Raw genomic sequence first — 23,163 nt, 5'->3', positions numbered from 1 at the left:
AGATGGCGTTTGAAGCCTTTGTTTCACCGCTAAGCTGGCAGCAGGTTTCTCTGCTCCTCGATACTGTGCAATATTTCGAAGACGCGCCAAAACTGCTCTCTCTTCCACAAGAGCAAGGAGCAGCTGTGCCTGTGCCGATTACGTCAGACACATTGAAGTTGATGCTTGGTTGTTTGGACGAAGAGGAAGCATTTAGCCGCAAAGCTTTTTCATTGAGATGGGAAACAGCTGGGGACGAAGCGAGTGGCTTTCTCGTTGTCGAGCTCCCGAATGGAGACACCGTGAGACAGCCAGCCGTTCTATCCGCCTTTTCTCCGGTTTAACAAATAAACGGATAAACGCTTTGGTGACGCGCTTGCATCCATAACAGGATGTGAGTGATTCGCCAAAGCGTTTTTTGCATACAAAAAGATTGCCAGTGAATTGGAATATGTGGTACAGTTTGAACACAAGTTATTGCGCAATAAAGTTAGTAACTTACTAAATAGCAACCATATCACTGGAGGATGGAATCATGGAAAAAGTCATCGATCAAAAGGCTTTTAAGGACGTCATTCGGGAGCGTCGTTCCGTACGTCATTACGATCCAACAGCAAAAATCTCGCGGGATGAACTAAAAGAAATGCTGAAGGAAGCAACCTTGGCACCTTCCAGCTCTAACCTCCAACCATGGCGGTTTTTGATTATCGATGAACAGCCATTGAAAGAGAAGTTGCTCCCCATCGCATTTAACCAAAAGCAGGTGGTAGAGGCTGCGGCAATCATTGCAGTTCTAGCCGATTATGAGGGCTACAAGCAAGCCGGGAGCATTTACAAAAAAGCGGTAGAAGCAGGCTACATGACAGAGGAAGTAAAAGCTACACTCATCGACAACATCAACAAGCGTTATGAAAATCGGGATCGAGCAATCATCAAGGAAATTGCTTTGGTAGACGGAGGTCTCGTCTCGATGCAATTGATGCTCGTTGCCAAGGCAAGAGGGTATGACACGGTGCCAATGGGAGGCTATAACAGCGAGAAATTCAAGGAAGCTTTCCAAATCCCGGATCAATATGAAACGGTCATGCTGATTGCAGTTGGTAAAGCGGCAGAGCCTGGTCATCCGACTACTCGTCTGGACGTAGAAGAGATTACATTCTGGAATGAGATGCCGAATAAATAAGCATGAAGAAATGGAATAGCCTTGGCCTAATCTGATTTTTGGGCCTTGGCTTTTTTCACGTTTGCAAGCTTTCGAGGGGCAGACATGCTGGCAATCAGGTCAAATGGGGCGTACAATAGAAAGACATGACAGCGAAAGAAGGGTGCAGGATGAAAAGATTGTTGGCAATCAGCGATATTCATGGGGAATTGGAGAAACTGGAATCGTTGATAGAGCAAGTTCAGTACGATCCACAAAACGATCAATTGATCCTGCTAGGTGATTATATAGACCGTGGACCAGAGTCGAAGGGGGTCGTCGAAAAGGTAAAACAACTCCATGCACAAGGGGCAATTGTGTTAATGGGCAACCATGATCATATGATGGTTAAATCATTCGAGCAAGACCCAGTCTTTATCGAACGATGGTTCCGAAACGGCGCACAAAAGACGTTGGCGAGCTATGGTCATGCCGCAGCAGATACGGAATCTGGTGCACCAGAGACCTTGGAAGTTACTGCTTCAGTCAATGAGCATCTGGAATTTTTGGCTGGCTTAGACAGCTATTATGAAACCGATGATTATATTTTTGTTCACGGGGGTGTCCATCCCGAGACTCCAGTTGCAGAGACTGACCCGTATCTCCTGATGTGGATACGTGATGAGTTCCATAAAGGCTACCAGGGTGAGAAGACCGTAGTTTTTGGTCACACGCCAACCAATTATTTGCACGGTAAACATGATGTGTTTTACGGAGAAAATAAAATCATAGGCATTGACGGTGGTGCCGTATATGGCGGCCGTCTGCATTGCTTGGAGCTTCCCAGCCGAAAGGTTTACTCGGTAGAGTAATCGAACAAAAATAAAAGGCTTTCACTTCTCTTTAGAAAGAGCGGGTGAAAGCCTTTTTGATATACGTCAAGATAAGTTAAGAGTAATATTGTAATGAAATTAATTTAAATAAATTGCAAAAATTAATAATTAAAGGCTTGTCTTCTAATATTTGGGATAGTAAAATATTCCCAACTCACTCATATTCTTATTGTTTACTATCATATTAGCCCACGTGAATATTTGCAAATTAATGACCAATTTCCCCTGCTATACTCACTAAAACGTGACCGTTAAACTAATCGTCGCCCTTATTCCACTACTAGAGAAGACAAAAGTACCAGCCATTTAAAAAAATCATTGATCGATACATTCATTCCTGGAAAAGGTAAGAATCACCCATCTCATTATGGCGATGGTTTCTTACAGTTTAACACTTCAAGTAAAATCAATTAAAGGGAATATAAGTAAAACTTATGTATCTGGTCGTTGCATTTCAAAGTGCTGAAAGAAAAAGAAGCGGCTGAGCTTTTTCTTCCGGGTAAGTGGCGCTATCGTTTTCGGAAAAAGGTTCCTAATATTCAGAACGAAAAATTATTTTTTTATTTCCCGTACCAGCATACGAGCTGCCCGGAAAAGAAAGCGGGAAACAGGCGATTCGTACAACGGGTCACAGAATGGGGAAATTCACATCTCTTGTATCACGTGGGGAGATCAAAGTAGAGCTCGATGTATGGGGTTTTACAAATGCTAGAGGGAGCATTTTGAGTGGTGATGCTCATCAGGCAAGCTAGAAACTATCAAACATGGGACAAGGGAGGAACAACGCTTTGCATTTTGTTCAGACATTAGTAGAGGCGCTGGAATTGTGGAAGAACGAGGACCATAAAGGCGTTACCTTCATTTTGGGAGACCAGAATGAGGTGTTTGTTTCCTATAAAGAATTGTATGAAGAAGCCCTCGGCTATTTATTTATCCTCCAAAAAAGTGGAATCAAACCTGGTGATGAGGTCGTTTTTCAAATTGAAGATAGTAATCTTCGAACTTTTGTCTGCCTTTTTTGGGGATGCTTACTCGGTGGAATGATTGCTGTTCCTATTTCTGTAGGGGATAACGAAGAGCATCGTCTTAAGCTGTTAAAGGTTTGGCGGACATTAATCAATCCGTATCTCATTACAACGGATAGTGTCTGGAAACGACTGGAGGATTTCTTTAGGAAACACAACTACCTGACGGAAATGGAATCGTTGAAGTCGAAGTCTTTCCTGCTTGATGAGACCGTGAAAACAGAAGAGAAGGGCACAATCTATTATCCTACTGCTGATCATGTGGCCTTTATTCAATTTTCATCTGGGTCTACGGGGGATCCAAAAGGGGTTACCCTGACGCATGAAAACCTTGTCCATAATGTGCTTGCGATTAATAACAGACTTGAAACGACTGAGTCTGACTCATTTCTAAGCTGGATGCCCCTAACTCATGACATGGGGATGATCGCGTTCCATTTAGCCCCGTTGTACGCAGGAGTTCAGCATTATTTTATTCATACCTCACTGTTTATCAGGCGACCGACGTTATGGCTGAAGAAAGCAAGCGAGCATAAGGCGACAATTACTTCTTCTCCGAACTTTGGGTATAAATATGTGTTGTCTAGGTTTAAACCAGAAGTGGCAGAAGAGTGGGATTTGTCTACGCTTCGCGCGATTCTAAATGGTGCAGAACCCATTGCCTCAGAATTGATCCATCATTTTTTGGATCAGATGAGCCCTTATGGATTGAAGAAAACAAGCATGGTCCCATGCTATGGATTGGCTGAGGCCTCTGTGGGAGTATCGATACCTGATCAAAACTTGCATTTTACAACGCTTTCTCTGGATCGTAGGTTTATCCAGATAGGAAAGCCAATCAAGATGACGGATCAAACAAATCCAGAAGCGCTCACCCTAGTAGAAGTCGGTTACCCCATTGATTTTTGCGAGGTAAGAATATGTGATGACGAGGATCATGAGCTGCCAAGCGATACGGTTGGCCATATCCACATTAGAGGGAAGAATGTAACCGCTGGATACTACAACAACCCTACTGCCACCGCAAATGTAATGACGGCTGATGGATGGCTCAGAACAGGGGATCTGGGTTTTATGCGAAACGAACGTCTTGTCATTACGGGGCGTGAAAAAGACATCATCTTCGTGAATGGTCAAAACGTTTATCCGCATGATATTGAGCGGATTGCTGAGGAAGTCGAAGGAGTCGAGCTTGGGAAGGTCGTTGCCTGCGGGGTATTCAACGAGGAGAGCAAAGAAGAAGACATTCTAGTGTTTATCCTTCACCGGAAAAGTGTTGAAGACTTCATGGAGCTTTCTAAGAAAGTGAAAACGCATTTGAACGAGCGAACAGGGTGGAGAATAAGCGAGGTCTTGCCGATTCAGCGCATCCCCAAAACAACGAGTGGAAAAGTTGAACGATATAGAGTGGCTAGGGAGTATCAGTCCGGAGCATTTCGCGAGGTTTCCGAGGAAATGCAAAGCCGAACCACCGAACAGGTAAAAGAGGAAAGAACCGATAAATCACCTCTCTTGCGCGAAGAATTAGAAAAACAACTGCTAGCCATTTGCCGCGAGGTGCTTCAATCCGATAAATTGGGACCAAACGACAGTTATTTTGACGTAGGCGCTTCCTCTATGCAGTTGACCCAGTTAGCAGGGCGGATTGAAGAGGAGATGGGGATCACGTTGGCGGTAACAGATTTGTTTGCCTATCCGACAATCTCCAGGCTTTCTCGCAGTCTCTTCCCCGACGATCAAGCGACTGATCACATAAAAGAGACAGAAACGAGCCAACAGAAACAAAAGGATATCGCGATTATCGGGATTTCTTGTAAGTTCCCGCAGGCTCAGGATGTGGATCAATTTTGGCAAAACATCCGGACAGGAAAAGATTGTATCCATGAGCTTCATGGTCAGAGACGAAAGGACACGGAACAATATGTATCGCTGATAAGAGGCGAGCTGGGCAATCCTACCCTTGTGGAGGGCGGTTATTTAGAGGAGATTGACAAGTTTGACCATTCGTTCTTCTCGATCACCCCGAAAGAAGCGAAGCTAATGGACCCCAACCAAAGGCTGTTCCTTCAAAATGCTTGGAATACGCTAGAGGATGCAGGCTATGGAGGCCACAAGCTTTCAGGGGAAAAAGTAGGGGTGTATGTCGGCTTCTCCAAGCTGGGATACGATTACGAACGACTTTTGTCAGTGGTAAGTCCAAAAGATTTGCCTTCTTATGCAGTAGGCAACCTTCCTTCGATCATTGCAAGCCGCATTTCACACTTGCTTGATTTACGCGGCCCTGCTGTCACCGTGGATACAGCCTGCTCTTCTTCCTTGGTTGCGGTTCATATGGCGTGCAAGGCTATCCAAAACGGTGATTGTGAGATGGCTTTGGCAGGGGGAGTCAAAACGATCCTGCTAGCGCTGAAGGCTGGAATTGGAATGGAATCCTCTGACAACCGTTCAAGGGCGTTTGACGATCAATCGGATGGAACGGGTTGGGGTGAAGGCGTAGCTTCTGTTCTGTTAAAACCTTTGGAAAAAGCCATCGAGGATGGGGATCACATCTATGCTGTGATTAAGGGAAGCGCTGTTAATCAAGACGGTGTTACTGTCGGGATTACCGCTCCGAACTCACAGGCCCAGGCAGAATTAATCGTAGACGCTTGGAAGGATGCGCAAGTCGACCCAGAAACGATTAGCTATATAGAAGCGCATGGAACAGGTACAAAGCTGGGAGACCCTGTTGAGCTGGACGGAATTCAACGAGCATTCCGACAATATACACAGAAGAAACAGTTTTGTGGAATCGGCACAGTCAAAGCGAATATTGGACATCTATATGAAGCAGCGGGAATCGCTGGCTTGATTAAGGCTGCTTTGCAATTGAAACACAAAGAGCTGCCAGCCCTCGTTCATTTCCAGAAGCCCAATCGGAATTTCTCATTTGAAAAGTCGCCAGTCTATGTGCAAAACAGACTGGAAAAATGGGAAACAGATGGACATCCACGGAGATGCGGGGTTAGCTCGTTTGGGTTTAGCGGGACGAATAGCCACGTCATTTTGGAAGAGTATGTGCCGGTAAATGAAGCGGAGCTGACAGTCTCAGACGAGGTGCAAGTGTTTACCTTGTCGGCCAAATCCGAGTCAGCCCTTCAACATCTGATTCAAAATTATCGGGAGTTTCTATCTTCTTGCGGACCGCTTTCTCTGTCTGATTTGTGCTATACGGCAAATACTGGGAGAGAAACGCTTCCTTATCGGATTGCGCTCATTTTGCATAGCCGAAGCGATTTCGAACAAAAGCTCGACCGATTGGCGGTCCGGCTTGAAAATGATCGAGATGTTTTTGTCTACTCACCTGGGAAAAAGCGCGTTCCAGAAGAGACTGTTCATCTGTTGAGTCAATCCGCGCGGGATGTACAGGAAAAGTACCACACGGCAAGTACCGAGATGAAGTATTCCTATGCAACGACTTTATGCGATTTGTATGTACAGGGCGCCACGGTTGACTGGGATGCGTTCTACAGGGATGGCAAAAAGAGAAGAAAAATGCCATTGCCGGTGTATCCTTTCGATCAGCATCGCTCTTGGATTACAGATGATATGAGCAGTATCATTCCGGAACAGCCGAATACTATTAGCGGAAATAGAGGTGCTACTGTGTCAGAGATAGGAACTGCGCCAATCGCAAAAGTTCTGAAAGAGTTGGTTCATCAAGCTTCGGGTTTTGCTGTAGAAGAAATTGATCCATCCCTTCATTTTCTTGAGCTAGGTTTAGATTCTATTATGCTCGTACAAATCAATCGTGAAATACAGGAAAAGTTTGGAGTAGTCATTCCGGCTCAAGAGTTGTTTGAAACCATTACCAGCGTTGATAAGCTGGCAGCGCATATCGCACTGGAGCTATCCAGTAGCCCGGCTGTGGCTTCTGCCAAACAAATGGAATGGATGGCAATCGAGCAACCGAAAGCAAATGTAGTTGTGGAACAGGAACAGAATGACGTTCAGCCTATTCAACAATCAGAGCCGAGAGAGCAATCCACGAAAATGCCAGTCCCGATCAGCACAGGGGCTGTTGAAACCATTATCGAAAAGCAGATTTCGCTCTTATCTGAACACCAAAACCAAATGGCTACGTTGTTACAAAAGCAATTGGAGCTGTTGAATCAGGAACAAAGCTTTGTACCAAAACAAAGCGCTGAATCTGTAACTGTTGCTCCCGAGATCAAGAAACCTGAGGCAAAACCACCAGTCAAGGTCAAGGGGAATGAAGAGGAACGTCAGAAGCCATTTATACCGTATCAGCCACTGATGATCGGTGAACGAGGCAATTTTACACCAACACAAAGAGAGTATCTGAACGCATTTATTCAAAGCTATACGGAAAAGACAAAGAAATCCAAGCAGTATACACAAGAGCACCGATTTGTGCATGCCAACAATCGCAATGTGTCTGGATTCCGTTCCTATTGGAAGGAAATGGTTTATCCAATTATTACGCAAGCATCAGCTGGCTCCAAAATGTGGGATCTGGATGGAAATGAATATCTCGATCTGACGATGGGATTCGGTGTAAACCTGCTTGGTCATAATCCCGCATTTATCATGAAAAAGCTGGAGGAGCAGATTCAGTCTGATTTGCCTCCGCTGGGTCCAATGTCGGATGTGGCTGGAAGAGTAGCGGAATTAATCAGCGAGTTAACCGGAGTGCAGCGTGTCGCGTTTTACAATTCGGGGACAGAGGCAGTAATGGTGGCACTACGTTTGGCCAGGGCTGTTACAGGCCGCTCGAAAATCGCCTTATTCTCCGGCTCCTATCACGGTACATTTGACGGCATTCTGACTGTTGCTGATCCTGAGTCCCAGGATGGGAAGGCCATACCGATGGCACCAGGTATTACTCAGCATACGGTGGATGACGTCCTGGTCTTAAACTACAACCATCCAAAATCAATTGAGCTGATCAAAAAACATGCTCATGAACTGGCCGCAGTATTAGTCGAGCCTGTTCAAAGCCGCCGTCCTGATTTGCAGCCGGTGGAATTCTTGAAGGAAGTTAGAGAGATTACAAGCCAATCAGGCACTGCCCTTATTTTTGACGAGATCATAACGGGATTCCGCATACATCTTGGTGGCGCACAGGCATGGTATGGAATAGAAGCAGACCTCGTTACCTATGGAAAAGTTCCAGGTGGCGGCATGCCGATTGGTGTTGTAGCCGGGAAAGCTGCGTTCATGGATGCAGTGGATGGGGGAATCTGGCATTTTGGAGACCAATCTTACCCGGTAAACGCTGAGAAAAAGACGTTTGTGGGCGGAACGTTTTGCACGCATCCACTGACGATGCATGCTGCGATCGCAACGCTGGAATATTTGAAGGAGCAGGGGCCGCAGCTTCAGGAAGCGATCACGCAAAAGACCCTCTACTTGGTAGAAACGCTTAACGCGTATTTTAAGAACGAGCAGATTCCAATCCAGATGATTAATTGTGGTTCCTTGTTCCGCTTCGTATCGTTTACCGATATCGAATTGTTCTTCTATCATCTGATCAGCAAGGGCATTTATATATGGGAGGGCAGAAATTGCTTCCTTTCCACTGCTCATACTGATGAGGATATCGAGAGACTGATCCAAGCGGTGAAGGAGAGTATTGATGATTTGCGTCGAGGAGGCTTTTTGCCGGAGCCACCGCCAACTTCTCCGAGTGGAGGACGCAAACAAAATCAAGTTATCGAAATGACAAACTTTACGAGACAGGATGGGCAAAAGCCCGAGGCAACGCTTGTGGAAAGGGTGGGGGAAGAACTGAGGCTTCCCCTTAGCCCAGAACAGAAACAAATGTGGTTTGCAGTCAAATATCGCGTAGAAGCATCCGCGGCTTTTAACGAGACAGCCTCACTACAGGTCGAGGGAGAGCTTGATATCCCTGTGTTTGAGCAGGCTGTCCAAGCCATGGTGGATCGTCATGAAGCATTGCGAACCATCATTGATTCCAACGGAGAGTATCAGGTGATTCTGCCCAAGAGGGATGTACGTGTTCGATTTGTGGATTTGAGCCACCTTTCGTTTGGGGAACAGGAAGAAAAAAAGAATCAGCTGCTGGAGGAACAAACAGGCACGCCATTTGAGCTGTCTTCTGAGGACCCCCTGTATCGGGTAAGTGTCATCAAGCTGGCTCCCGCCAAATTCCTAACTTCCTACACCTTCCATCACATGATTGCGGATGGGTGGTCCATGGCTGTGTTTATCAAAGAGCTGGATGATATCTACTCGGCCCTTATACAGAAACGACCAATAGCGCTCGAGCCTTCTACACCGTTTTCTGCTTATCGAAACTGGCAAGAAGATCAGATGCAGAAACCGGCGTTTCAGGAAGCGCTCGCGTACTGGAACGAAAAATTCGCTGATCCAATCCCTAAGCTCGTTTTTCCTTTGGAGAAACGAGGTACGGGAAAACCATCTTTTACAGGCGAGAGAATTACGTTCAAGATCGACAGCAGCATCACAAGGAAGGCAAGAAAAAGAAGCATTCAAAACAAGAACAGTCTGTTTATTACCTTGCTCGCTTCTTTTAACCTCTTCCTTCATCGGATTCTTGGCAATAGAAAAATGGTGGTTGCGATTCCTACTGCGGGTCAATCCCATATCGGCAAAATGTCTTTGATCGGAAACTGCGTTAATCTTTTGCCGATTTGCACGGAAATGGATGGCGATGATACGGCTGCGGAATATTTGTCTCGGGTAAAACAAGCGGTTGCGGAGATGGAAAAGCATCAAGCCTACTCCTTTGCAGCATTAGCCGAAAATTTGTCGCATCAGAACTTGCCAGAGCTTTCAGTGTTGTTCAATATGGATCGACCGCTTCACAACCTGACTTTCGCTCAGATGAAGGCTACGCTGCTGCCCAATCGGATCATTTACAGCAAGTACGATCTTTTTGTAAACGTGACAGAAGTGGGCGGAGAGCTTGTTGTTGATCTGGATGCACGAAGTGGGGTAGTAACCACGGAGATTCTTCGCCAGTGGGGCGTCTACTTTGCCAATCTTTTGGATCGTATCGCAGAAGACGATCAGGAAAGAATTCGTACCCTATCACTTTTACAGCCAGACGAGATGGAAAAAATGAAACGCGAATCCAATGGCAATCTGGGCAAATATACAGCGGAATGGACAGAACTTTTGCAGGATATGCCAGATGATCAGGTGGGACGAGCTTCCCTCTATGTCCTGGATCAGTATCAGCAATTGGCCCCTGTGGGTGCGGTCGGACAGGTGTATTTGGCAGATGGGGGATTCGAGCATGCAAACCCGTCTCATTGGCAGCGAACAACGAAATCTGCTGTTCCGCTAGGAAATGGAGAAATCCAAATTATCCATTCATCCGATCGGCTTGCTGGGCAAAGAAGCATGAGCGGCAGAGAAGTAGAGCCGGCTGGAACGGCGACCGAAGAGACTATCAGAGTCATATGGCAGGAAATCTTGGGAAGCTCCCCGATGTATCTGGATGATAATTTTTTTGAACAAGGCGGGAACTCCTTACAAGCGACTGTCATGCTCAGTAGAATCTACAAGGAATGCCACGTGCAAATTCCTTTGCATCAAATTTTCCAATCGCAGACGATACGTGAATTAGCCAAATATGTAGACTCGTCCAAGCATCAAGCTTTTACACCCATTCGTTCATGCGAGTTGCAGCCTTACTATCAGTCTTCTTCCGCACAGAAAAGAATGTACATCCTACAAGGTTTGGATGGAGGAACTGCCTACAACCTATCCGGCTACTTACAATTGGATGGGGAGCTGGAGCTTGATCGTCTGATCCATTCTTTGCAACAGGTTGTACAAAGACATGATTCTTTTCGGACCAACTTTGTCATCAAGGATAATGAAGTCGTGCAAGTTTTACATGACGATCTGCCATTGGATATTGAGGTCGAACAATTGGCCGAAGAGGATGTAAATGAGGCGATTCGGACCTTTATCCAGCCATTTGATCTCAGCAAAGCACCGCTTATCCGAACGAAAATTTTCCAAGTGTCAGCCAAACGCTTCATTGTGGCTGTGGACATGCACCACATTATTTCGGACGGCTATTCCGTTTCTCTGTTTATTCGTGAGCTACTCCATACGTATAGAGGAGAATCACTGCCTGAGCTTAGCGTGACGTATAAAGATTTCGTGGCATGGGAGCAAGAGAGGGAACAGTCAGAACAGCTCTTGGCTCAAAAGGAGTACTGGCTTGAGCAATTTAGCCAAGGAGAACTCCCCGTGCTGAAGCTCCCCGTCGATTACCAAAGACCGCCGGTTCAATCCTTTGAAGGTGACCGCTTGACTATGGGGATCGGTGAGGAAGTCAGAAAACAGTTGCTCCAATTGGCTAGGGAAACGGACACGACCTTGTATATGGTACTGCTGGCTGCTTACAATGTCATGCTTTACCGATACACCGGACAGGAGGAGCTGATTGTCGGTTCTGCTGTGGCGGGAAGACAACACCCTGATTTGGAACGAATGATCGGCATGTTTGTAAATACGTTGGCTATCCGTAACTATCCAACAGGAAGTAAGACCTTTAAGGACTTCCTGAAAGAAGTGAAAAATCAAGCCCTCCTTGCATTTGAAAATCAGGAGTACCCATTTGAAAAACTGGTTGATGCTCTTCAACTAAACAAAGATTTGAGCCGGAATCCGCTATTTGATACCATGTTTGATTACCATTATGAATCCTTTGACGACGTGGCCTCAGATGATTTCAAAGTGACGACGTATGAATATCCGAAGGGCGTATCTCTTTTTGATCTCAGTCTTGATGTCCATGACGATGGAACAACGCTCACTTGCCAATTTGATTACAGCACGCATCTGTTTAAACGCGAAACGGTTGAGCGAATGGCTAAACACTTTGTCAAGATTCTTCACTCCATTCTGCAGTCTAATGAGAGTTGCTTAGCTGATTTGGAGTACTTGTTCAGTGAAGACATCAATCAGGTGGTTGCCGACTTTAATCAAGCGAGAAGGCAAATACCTGCTCCTCTCCATCCAACGTTCTATGAATGGTTTGAAGCAGAAGCAATCCGCCATGCAGAGAAAGTCGCTGTTTCTTACGGGGAAGAGCAGATCAGCTATCAGGAGCTGAATGCGAAAGCAAACCGCTTGGCACGAACTCTGCGTGATCAGGGTGTAAAACCAAATAGCTCCGTTGCGATTTTGGCAGAACGCTCGATTAACATGGTCGTCGCTGTTCTGGCAGTCATGAAGGCGGGTGGAGCCTATGTTCCGATTGATCCGCAGTATCCAAAGGACCGCATTTCGTTCATGCTGGAAGACAGTCAGGCAAAGGTCATGCTGGTGAACCAAAATGGGCAGAGCGGAGTAGACTTCAGCGGCGCCATTATCGATCTGGACGCAGAGACCAGCTACAGGGAGGATTCGTCCAATCTCGAGGCCATCTCCGGAACGAACGATCTCGCCTATATCATTTATACATCAGGCACTACTGGCAAACCCAAAGGGGTCATGATCGAGCATCGCAATCTGGTGAGTGTCGCCAATACATGGCGGTACGAATACGAATTAGAAGAGATGAATGTGAATCTCTTGCAGATGGCGAGTTTCTCTTTTGACGTGTTCGCAGGGGATTTGTGCAGGGCCTTGCTGCATGGTGGACATTTGGTGATTTGTCCAAGTGAGGTAAGGATTGATCTTCCGGTTCTTTATCAGTGGTTGACCCGGTATGAAATTTCCTTGTTTGAATCGACACCTGCTCTTGTTCTTCCTTTTATGGAGTACATTTATCAAAATGGATTGCCGCTCAATCATCTGAAATTGCTGATTCTTGGTTCAGATACCTGCCAAAGCGAGGCGTTTGTCCGTTTGGTCGAGCGTTTCGGGCAGATCAAAATCATCAATAGCTATGGGGTCACTGAGGCTGCTATTGATTCCAGCTACTTCGAAATCGCTGGCGATACTGAAATGACAACCGGAAATGTTCCGATTGGAAAACCGCTGCAAAACACAGAATTTTATGTGTTGGATTCCCAATTGCGGCCACAGCCGATAGGTGTTTACGGTGAACTATATATCGGGGGAGCAGGTGTTGCGCGGAGTTATTTGAACCGAGAAGAATTAACCCGTGAGCGCTTCATCCAAAATCCTTTCCGTCCTGGTGAGAACATGTATAAGACCGGCGATATTGTCCGCTGGATGGCAGATGGAAATATGGAGTTTGTTGGTCGTTCGGACTACCAATTGAAGATACGTGGTTACCGTGTGGAGCTTGGTGAAGTCGAAAATCAGCTGTTACGTCATGAAAAGGTTCGCAATGCCATTGTGCTCCCGAAGACAAAGGGAGATGAATCCGTTGTGTTGTGCGCGTATTACACGACGGATGAGGGAGTAAGTCCATCCGAAATCAAGGGGTTCTTAGCCGAGTCCCTGCCTGAGTTCATGGTACCGACCTTTATCATCCAATTGGCAGAGCTGCCTGTGACGCCAAACGGCAAAATCGATCGAAATGCTTTGCCAGAACCCGATCTGTCTAAGCTGGTATCCGAGGAATACGTAGCGCCAGCGACAGAAAATGAGAGAAAACTTGCAGAAATATGGCAAGAGGTCTTGGGGATCGAGCGAGTTGGCGTTCTGGATCGATTCTTTGAGATTGGTGGACATTCGCTGCATGCTGCCATTCTTCTTGCCAAAGTGAACAAGGAGTGGCAGGTAGAGATTCCGCTGCGAGCTGTTTTCCAAAATCCTACCGTCAGGAGCTTTGCCCACGTCATTTCCGAAGCGACTCAAGCAGAAATGCCGTTGATTCAGGCGGTAGGAAAACAAGAGCATTATGAGCTCTCTCCTTCACAAAAAAGGATTTTCACTGTTCAATCACTCGATGAAACGAGTGTGGCCTATAACATGGCAGGCGCTTTGGTTCTTTCCGGGCAGCTGGATTCTATAGCATTGGAAAACGCATTTCAATCTCTCATCCAAAGGCATGAGGCGTTCCGTACATCCTTCGACTACGTAAATGGTGAGCCGAAACAATTTGTCCATGACTCTGTCCATTTTGCCATCGATCATGCTAGCGAAGAGGACAGTCCTGAACGTATAGAAGCTCTCATTCGGACGTTCATTCAGCCATTCGAACTGAGCCAGGCACCATTACTGCGCGTTAAGTTGGTCAAATTGGCGGGGGACAAGCATTTACTCCTGATTGACATGCACCACATCATTGCAGATGGAACATCGGTGAGCATTGTGATTGATGAGTTAAATCAACTGTATAACGGGCAAAATCCAGAACCACTCACCGTTCAGTACAAGGATTATTCGGCTTGGTTGAAACAGATCAAGACGACGGGGCAGTCGCATAAGCAGGAGAAGTTCTGGATAGATGAATTCAGCGGGGAATTACCTGTTATGAATCTGCCTACGGATTATCCGCGACCGCAGTTTCAGAGTTTTGAAGGGGGTACGGTCGAAAGCGAGATTGATGCGGAAGTATCCCGCAGATTGCAGTCCTTGGCGAAGGAAGCAAACGTAACGGTCTTTTCGATTCTATTGGCGGCGTACAACGTTTTGTTGTCCAAATATACCGGGCAAGAGGACATTGTCGTTGGGACCCCGGTGGCAGGAAGAAACCATACCGATATTCAAAATGTAGTGGGAATGTTTGTAAATACGCTTGCTCTGCGAAACTATCCAGCAGGCAACAAGACGTTCCGCGAGTTTGTTCAAGAGCTAAGTGAGAAGTCACTATTGGCGATTGAACATCAGGATTATCCATTGGAAGACCTGGTAGAAAAGCTTCAGGTTCGACGTGACCCAAGCAGGAATCCGTTGTTTGATACCATGTTCTCGTATGACAATGTGGCAGATACGGCCTTTGACTGGAACAGGGTAGAGGTCAGGCTTTATCCATTCCCAACGAAAATATCCAAGTTAGACATCGTCATGAATGTCGAGATGAGAAATGAAGGCTTTTTCGTGGAGTGCGAATATAGCACGAGCCTATTTAAGCCTGAAACGATGGAGCGTTTTATTAGCCATTTTACAAACGTCCTGCGGCAGATAGCTGCGAACATGGATATTCTTGTGGGCGAGATTGATCTTATGTCTTTGGAAGAAGTGCAGTTTTTGGAGAAGCTCAGTAATGATACGAAGCGAGAGTATCCTGCGGTACATCCGATCCATGTTGCCATCGAGGAATCAGCCAGACTTTATCCAAATCGAATTGCCGTTTCCTATCAAGGCTCGACAATCACTTACCAACAATTGAACGAGAAAGCCAACGCAGTCGCATCGGATCTGCTGAAGCGCGGGATAGGAAAAGGCAAGTATGTTCCAGTGCTTATGGAAAGAAGTCTGGAATTAGTCGTATCGTTATTAGGTGTAATGAAGACGGGAGCTGCGTTTTCACCATTAGACATTCAGTGGCCTGTTGATCGACTCCAGTCTGTTATTGCCGAGCTGGGTAGCGAGTTCGTATTCGTAGAATCTGGACATGCCTTTACGGAAACGGATTTGGGAGCGAAATTGGTCCCGATTGATCTGGGGCAGCTGACAACGGAAGTGGAAAATCATCATCTGTCCGTATCGCCGGAAGACCCCATCTATGTCATTTTTACTTCTGGCTCAACAGGCAAACCAAAAGGAGTCGTCGTACCGCATAGAGGGATCGTCAACCGCTTTAACTGGATGAATGATTATTTTGGACAAGAGGCAGCGCAATCTGTCCTTCAGACCACCAACCATGTATACGACAGTGCCATTTGGCAATTCTTCTGGCCGCTGACCAATGGCGGAAAAACAGTCTTGCCTACAACGGGGATGACTGTCTCGGCTGATTACATGGCTGGAATCATTGAAGACGAACAGATTACCTTAACTGATTTCGTTCCATCTGTTTTTAATGTGATCGTTAATCAGTTAGCCGAAAATCTCGAGCTGCAGGGCAAATTACAATCGCTCAAAAAGATCATTATCGGTGGCGAGGAAATTGTTCCGTCTGCCGTTTCCAAATTCCTGAAAATATACCAGTATGTATCTCCGACGAATTTGTATGGTCCGACAGAAGCAAGTATCGGATGCATTGCCTATCAAATTACGGGAGAAGAAGATCGCATCCCGATTGGAAAACCGATCTTCAACACGAAAATTCTTCTACTCGATGCGTACGGAAAACGAGTGCCGATTGGTGTCCCAGGAGAAATCTACATCTCAGGTATGCCGCTTGGATTAGGTTATTTGCATAACGAGGAGCTAACGAGACAGAGCTTTGTCGATAATCCATATGCGGAACCGGGCTACGAAAAAATGTATAAGACAGGAGATCTGGCTGTCTATTTACCGGATGGGAATATCCACTTCCTGGGCAGGAAGGATTTCCAGATCAAAATCAGGGGATATCGAATCGAGCCAGGTGAAATTGAAAGCAAGCTGCTTTCGCTGGAACAGGTAAAGGAAGCAATCGTTATCGCCAGAGAAGATGAAAATGGTAGCAAGTACTTATGCGCTTATATTGTGACAGAGCATGAGCTTGCGGCAGACGAGTGGAGAGACCTACTCGCGAAAGATTTGCCGGATTACATGATCCCGTCTTTCTTCGTTCGACTAGACGCTATGCCGATTACGGCTGTTGGAAAAGTAGATCGGAAAAAACTGCCTCTTCCTGATCGCTCTCTCTTGGTGGAGGAACACATCGTTGAGCCGTCCGATGAACAGGAACAAATCATGGTCACCATCTGGCAGGATGTGCTGGGGCTTGCGCAAGTAAGTGTGACCCACAACTTCTTTGAGCTTGGGGGAGACTCCATTAAAGCACTTCAGATGATTGCGAGATTGAGGAGTCATGGATATGAGCTCCGATTGAAAGACTTGTTCCAAAATCCGCGTATTCGCAGTGCAGCTAGATATCTCCAGACGTTGACCAGACAAATTGATCAAGGGCCTGTAATGGGAGCAGTAGCGTTGACACCAATCCAGATGAACTTTTTTGAACAAAACCATCAGAACCCTCATCATTACAATCAATCGGTCATGTTGTTCAGAGAAGCTGGCTTCGATCCAGAACTGGTTCAACAAGCATTTGCGAAGCTGATTGAGCATCATGATGCTTTGCGAATGAAATTCCAAATGAATGAGTCAGACATTGTCCAGGAGCATCGGAAACTGGAGGAGTGCCTGGTTCCCATTATGGTCAAGGAGTTTTCGGCGCAAAACGTAGAGGAAATGGAGCAAGCTGCTCAGCTTATACAGGAAGGGATCGATTTGACGGATACCGCGTTGGTAAATCTCGGCCTTTTCCGAACAGAAGCTGGAGATCACTTGTTAATCGTGATTCATCATCTCGTTGTCGATGGTGTCTCATGGCGGATTCTTCTAGAAGATTTCCATACAGTGTATGACGCATTGTTGCAGAAAGAAGAGCCTGCTTTGCCTATGAAGACCGATTCCTATCAAACCTGGTCAGAAGAATTGCAAAAATATGCACAGGGAAGCGAAATTCAACAGGAAATCGTATATTGGAAGCAGGTCGAGGAAATGCCATTCTCTCCACTGGCAAAGGCGGAAACGAATGGGGCACTGCTTATGCAAGATACAACAGATGTCACCATCGAGCTTGATGAAGCCTTCACAGAAAAGCTGCTGAAGCAGAGCCACCAGGCTTATAACACGGAAGTGAATGATTTGTTGCTTACGGCGTTGGGTTCGTCGGTAAAAGAGTGGGCGGGGATAGAGCATGTGCTCGTGAATCTGGAGGGACATGGCAGAGAAGAGATCGTGAAGGGCATCGATATTTCACGCACTGTCGGATGGTTTACAGCCCAGTATCCATTCGTACTGGATATGAGCCGATCGGAATCCCTCGGCTATCAAATCAAAATGGTAAAAGATAGCCTGAGACGTGTGCCGAACAAAGGTGTTGGATACAGCATTTTACAATACCTGTCTGCGGGACAAGCCGATGTTCCGTTAACATTCCAGGTAAAGCCCGAGATCAGTTTTAACTACTTGGGACAATTTGATACAGACTTGGAATCAGGGAGCATAACGACTTCTTCCCTGTCACCGGGCCGAGAAATCAGTCCGACCGCCATTCGTTCCTTTGCGCTTGATGTGAATGGCATGGTTGTGAATCGCAAGCTAACTCTCACTTTTACGTATCATCGTGAAGAGTTTGAAGAAGGAACCATTCAGCGCCTCGTGGATGCCTACCAAGAAAAGATCGTAGAAATCATAACGCACTGCTTATCGAAAGAGACAGTCGAGCAAAGCCCAACAGATTTCACATACGATGAGATGTCCATCGAGGAATTAGAACATCTTTCCCAACTGCTGGGTGAAAAAATTCAATGATAGCTGGTGATGAGGTTTGAATGGTGTTCAAATTAAAAATATATACCGCTTGACACCAATGCAAGAAGGCATGCTATATCACTTTATCCTTCATCCTGAATCAGAGGTTCACTTCGAACAAACGGTGATTACGATGGAGGAGTCGTTGCGGCTTGATCTCCTTGATCAGAGCTTTCGCGACCTGGTCGAAAGATTCGATATCCTGCGAACAGTCTTTCACTATAAAGATAGTAAAAAGCCGCTGCAAATCGTGTTGAAGCAAAGAGAAGCAGCTATTCAGATCGAGGACATCTCTGACCTGACTCAGAATGAACAAGAAGCATTTGTGGAGCAATTTCTTGTACGGGATCGGAGCAAAAGATTTGATCTGGAGAAAGATCTGTTGTTTCGGATGACCGTTATGAAATTGAGTGAGTCGAAATACAAGATGGTGTGGAGCTTCCACCATATTATTATGGATGGCTGGTGCTTGGGGATTGTCGCAAAAGACTTTTTCCATATCTATCGCTCGTATCTTCAAAATAAGAAGGCTGAGCTGGCGCCACCGTATTCCTTCAGTAGCTATGTCACTTGGCTTGGCAAGCAAAATAAACAAGAAGGACTCTCGTTCTGGCGAGATAGTCTGGATGGATTTGATCAGCAATCTCCTTTACCGGTTGAATATATTTCAACCGGTAAAGGGTACCAACGAGAAGCGATCGTGTTCCGCATTGATCGGGAAACGACTGCCCGTTTGGAGCAAATAGCGAGATCAAATGATGTGACACTGAGCATCGTCTTTCATTCCCTTTGGGGATTGTTGCTGCAACGATACAACTATGCCAATGATGTTGTCTTCGGATCAGTCGTTTCAGGCCGTCCCTCTGAGCTCGTTGGCGTAGAAGAAATGGTTGGGCTGTTTGTCAATACGATCCCCATGCGGATTCGCAGTGAAGGTAAACAGACATTTTCGGAGTTGCTCGGGCAGGTGCAACAATTCTTCACAGCCACAAGCAGCTACCAATACATGTCTCTGGCGGATATTCAGTCCGAAACCACATTAAAACAAAACCTGATTCAGCATCTGATGGTTTTTGAGAACTATCCATTGACGGAGGAGGCATCCGACGAAGATGGAAAAGGCGGTTTATTCGGAATCACGGATGTCCAAGGATATGAGCAAACCAGCTACGACTTCAACTTGTGCATTATTCCCGGGAAGGAATTAGAAATTCACTTTATTTATAACGCACTTGCCTACAGTGATGCCTACCTGCAAAAAGTACGAGCGCATTTGAATCAGCTGATTCAAAGTCTCGTCCGCAATCCTGACCAGCCGATTGCAAACATGCAAATGGTCACGGACGAGGAGCAGGCTCTCATTCTGCAACAATGGAATGACACGGAGATGCTGGTTGATCAAACGCGAACGATTGACCAGCTATTTAAGGAACAGGTCAAAAAGGGACCGCATCAGATTGCCGTGGTCGATCAGGATGGCAGCTACACGTATCAAGAATTAGATGACAAGTCCGATGCGCTGGCTCACGTGCTGCGTGAGAAAGGGGTAAAACCAGGCAGCGTTGTTGGTGTGATGGTGGAGCGCTCTACCGCATACAGCCTCGCCATCTTGGCCGTTTTAAAAGCGGGCGGTGCCTTTCTCCCAATTAGCACCGACCATCCGAGCGAACGGATCAGCTATATGATCGAAGATAGCGGTGCCAGCATTGTTTTGGTCCATGATCCGACGGTAGCGTACGCAGAGCGTATTCTCCCTGCAACAATGTTGATCAATCTTGATGATAGGAGCATATACACCGACGTTACATCTGATGTACAGACCCTTCATCGTTCCAGTGACCTGGCCTACGTCATCTATACCTCCGGGTCAACGGGGAAGCCAAAAGGGGTAAGGCTACATCACGTTGGAATCGCCAACCTCCAGCAGTTTTTCATCAACGATCTCGGCATCACCAAAAATGACAGAGTGCTGCAGTTTGCCAGCATCTCCTTTGATGCCTCTGTCTGGGAGTTTACGATGGGGGTATTGACGGGGGCGAGATTGGTTATTGTTTCAAAAGAGGTCGCACTCGATTCGCAGGCTTTCAGTGAGTATTTACTGCGGCATGAAGTAACGGTCGCGACGCTCCCCCCTACATTCGTGACGTATTTGGAGCCGGAAAATTTCCCGAAATTGCAAACGTTAATCACCGCAGGTTCCGCAACAAACTGGGAGCTCGTGCATAAATGGAGCGCGCATTGCCGATACATCAACGCATACGGTCCAACCGAAACAACCATTTGTGCAACGACTTGGACGTATGAAGGGCAAGAAGAGCTGCCACAGCAAGTTCCAATCGGAAAGCCCATCGCCAACACAAAAGTATACGTGTTAGATCCGCATGGTCATTTGCAGCCTGAGGGAATTCCAGGTGAGTTAGCGATTGCGGGCATTAGCGTCGCTGATGGCTACATCAATCGAGAGGAATTGACGAACGAGAAATTTTTGGCAGATCCGTTTACTTCTGGTTCAAGGCTCTACAAGACGGGAGATATGGTGAAATGGCTTGCGGATGGAAGTCTGGAATATTTGGGGCGAATGGACAACCAGGTCAAGATACGCGGTTTCCGTATCGAGCTTGATGAGGTTGAAAACGTGATCCAATCCCAGACAGGAGTGAAGGAAGCGGTCGTGTTGGCCAAAAAAGAGCAGGGAGGAGAAGCCAACCTGATCGCTTATCTGGTCTGGGAGCAGCCTGAGTGGAACAGAGATTTGCGTCAGGAGCTTTTGTCTACCCTTCCGGCCTATATGGTACCAACGTATATCCACGTCCTTGAGAGAATGCCTGTAACACCGAATGGAAAAATAGATCGGAAAGCATTACCTGAGCCTGTCATGATCAGGGAGGCGGGTAAACAACTGAATCCACCTGTTACAGAGCAAGAGATGAAGCTGGCGGAAATCTGGAAAGAAGTGCTCGACCTCCAGGAAATCAGTGTGGATGACCATTTTTATGATCTGGGCGGGCATTCTATCAAAGCGATCCAACTGGTAGCGCGACTGCATAAGGAAGGCATAGAAGTGAAGATTCAAACGATCTTCCAATACGATACGGTCAGAGCGCTAGCAGGATATGTAGATACCGTAAACCGGATTCGTACCACAAAAGCGCACGATAAAAATGAGCTAGAAACCTTGATCTACGCCCATTTCCAAGTACGAAGCAACTATGTAGAGGTGCCGTTCGGCAGCATGCACCGAGCTGTTCTGTACGTGGAGGAAAATGCGCGGGACAAACACCAAGAAATCCTGTCCTTATTGCGTAGATCTTGTGATCCTGCGATTCAGCCGCACACCATTCAATATCTGGATTTCGGGCAAAAAGCATGGGAAAAAGAGAAGAAGCTTTCCCAAGAGGCTATGTTTGATGAGGAGGAATCGTTGTCCTGGCAGGAGCGCTTGGTCAACGACCTTGATCAGCAGCTCCTTCGTTATTCGGAGGCGATCATCAATCAGCAGACCTTTATCAGACAGCCGCTGTCACCCTCACAGCGCTATCATGTACAGGAAAAGGACATTTCTGGAACAGAGATTCGCTTTGAGCGGATGATCGATTCTAGGACGCTGGAAAAGGCCTTTCTTAACGTCTTAGAGCGGCATCATTTGCTGCGATGCACGCTGGCTTTTGAGGGAGAAGAGCCATATTGGAAGGAATATCCTTGCCCTAGTGAAATTGCGCTCCCTGTTGTTGATGTATCGGGCGATTCGGAAGAAAGAAAAGAAGCGGTGCGCCATCTTTTACAGAGCGAATATTTTTACAAGCAGGATGATTCGATCGGCTCTTTGTCATACAAAGTGATCTTGCTGAAAGAGAGCGAGAAGGAGTACTCGTTCATATTCCCCGCGTCGCATCTCATTTTTGATTTTATTAGCAGTGAGGTTCTGCAAAACGACTTGAACCTGTATTACGAAGCTTTGGAGAATGGCACAGAACTCCCGGAAAATGGTCGGAATACGTATTGGGACTTTGTCCGGCAAATCACGAAGGGTCCAGTCGGAATCGAGGATCAGCAGATTATGGACGAATTTGATCTTCACGGATTTGAAAATAGTCTTTTGTCCATCGAAAGACAGCTTCCATCTTCATCCGCTTTGGACGGATACACGATTGTTACCTGCGAACTGGATATGGATAACCCACAGGAGATAGAAAATGCGCGGATTCCGATTGCTCTTTTAGCCAGATTTTGTGAAAGAAGTTATGGAGTCCAAAAGGCTCCCATCTTTCTAATGAACTTTGGCAGATCTTTTATGGGGAACCATTTCTTCGATGTGCTTGGCGAGTGCATCGATCATATTCCGCTTCATATTGATCCGTCGTGGAGTCTCGATGAGATGGAAACGTATGTGAAAGTTCGGTTGGATCTCGCAAAGGAGAGCAACATTCATTTCACCAATCTCGTGCAAAATCCAGACGTAACGGAGAACTATCCTCTTTCCCATCACTCACTCATCCAATCCTTACAGATGACACCTATGATTTGCAACTTCCTGGGTGAGCAGAACAAGAGTCAACCAAGTGAATACGATCACCTGTTTATAAAAGGGAAAAAGCGAATTCTCTTTGAGGCTTCTTATACATCCACGGGTAAAATGACTATTTTTATGGCTTTGCCATATCGAGAGGATGAACGGAAGCTGCGAGCGATCTTGGAGGAGGAAGCGAAAAAATTGATAGGAATGCCTCTAGTCATACGCTAAGAGTGGCCTAGGCATCGTATTGAAAATCGGCAGATGGATTCCGCTCTA

General features: G+C 46.4%; 5 protein-coding genes. All 5 read left to right on the top strand.

What is annotated here, in order from left to right; translation table 11 throughout:
* Positions 1 to 2 precede the first annotated feature (2 nt).
* The 5 genes from BBR47_RS16435 (at position 3) to BBR47_RS16410 (ending at position 23,115) form a co-directional block, all read left to right on the top strand.
* The gene (locus BBR47_RS16435) at positions 3 to 323 is read left to right on the top strand and encodes a hypothetical protein (RefSeq protein WP_015891552.1); all 321 of its coding nucleotides are present in this window, start codon (positions 3 to 5) and stop codon (positions 321 to 323) included.
* A 191-nt stretch (positions 324 to 514) separates the two neighbouring features.
* A complete protein-coding gene (locus BBR47_RS16430; RefSeq protein WP_015891551.1) occupies positions 515 to 1,162 on the top strand; it encodes a nitroreductase family protein in 648 nt (215 codons plus the stop codon).
* Positions 1,163 to 1,311: 149 nt separating this feature from the next.
* Positions 1,312 to 1,992, top strand: coding sequence for a metallophosphoesterase family protein (locus tag BBR47_RS16425; RefSeq protein WP_041749472.1), 681 nt, complete (start codon positions 1,312 to 1,314; stop codon positions 1,990 to 1,992).
* 809 nt (positions 1,993 to 2,801) lie between these two features.
* Complete coding sequence (locus BBR47_RS16415) at positions 2,802 to 18,374, top strand: non-ribosomal peptide synthetase (RefSeq protein WP_041749471.1); 15,573 nt, start codon at positions 2,802 to 2,804, stop codon at positions 18,372 to 18,374.
* A 16-nt stretch (positions 18,375 to 18,390) separates the two neighbouring features.
* Positions 18,391 to 23,115 (top strand): non-ribosomal peptide synthetase, encoded by a 4,725-nt coding sequence (locus tag BBR47_RS16410; RefSeq protein ID WP_015891547.1) that lies wholly within the window; start codon positions 18,391 to 18,393, stop codon positions 23,113 to 23,115.
* Positions 23,116 to 23,163 lie beyond the last annotated feature (48 nt).

This window comes from Brevibacillus brevis NBRC 100599 (assembly GCF_000010165.1).
GTDB classification, from domain to species: Bacteria; Bacillota; Bacilli; order Brevibacillales; family Brevibacillaceae; genus Brevibacillus; species Brevibacillus brevis_D.
This window is presented reverse-complemented; position numbering and strand designations above follow the sequence as displayed.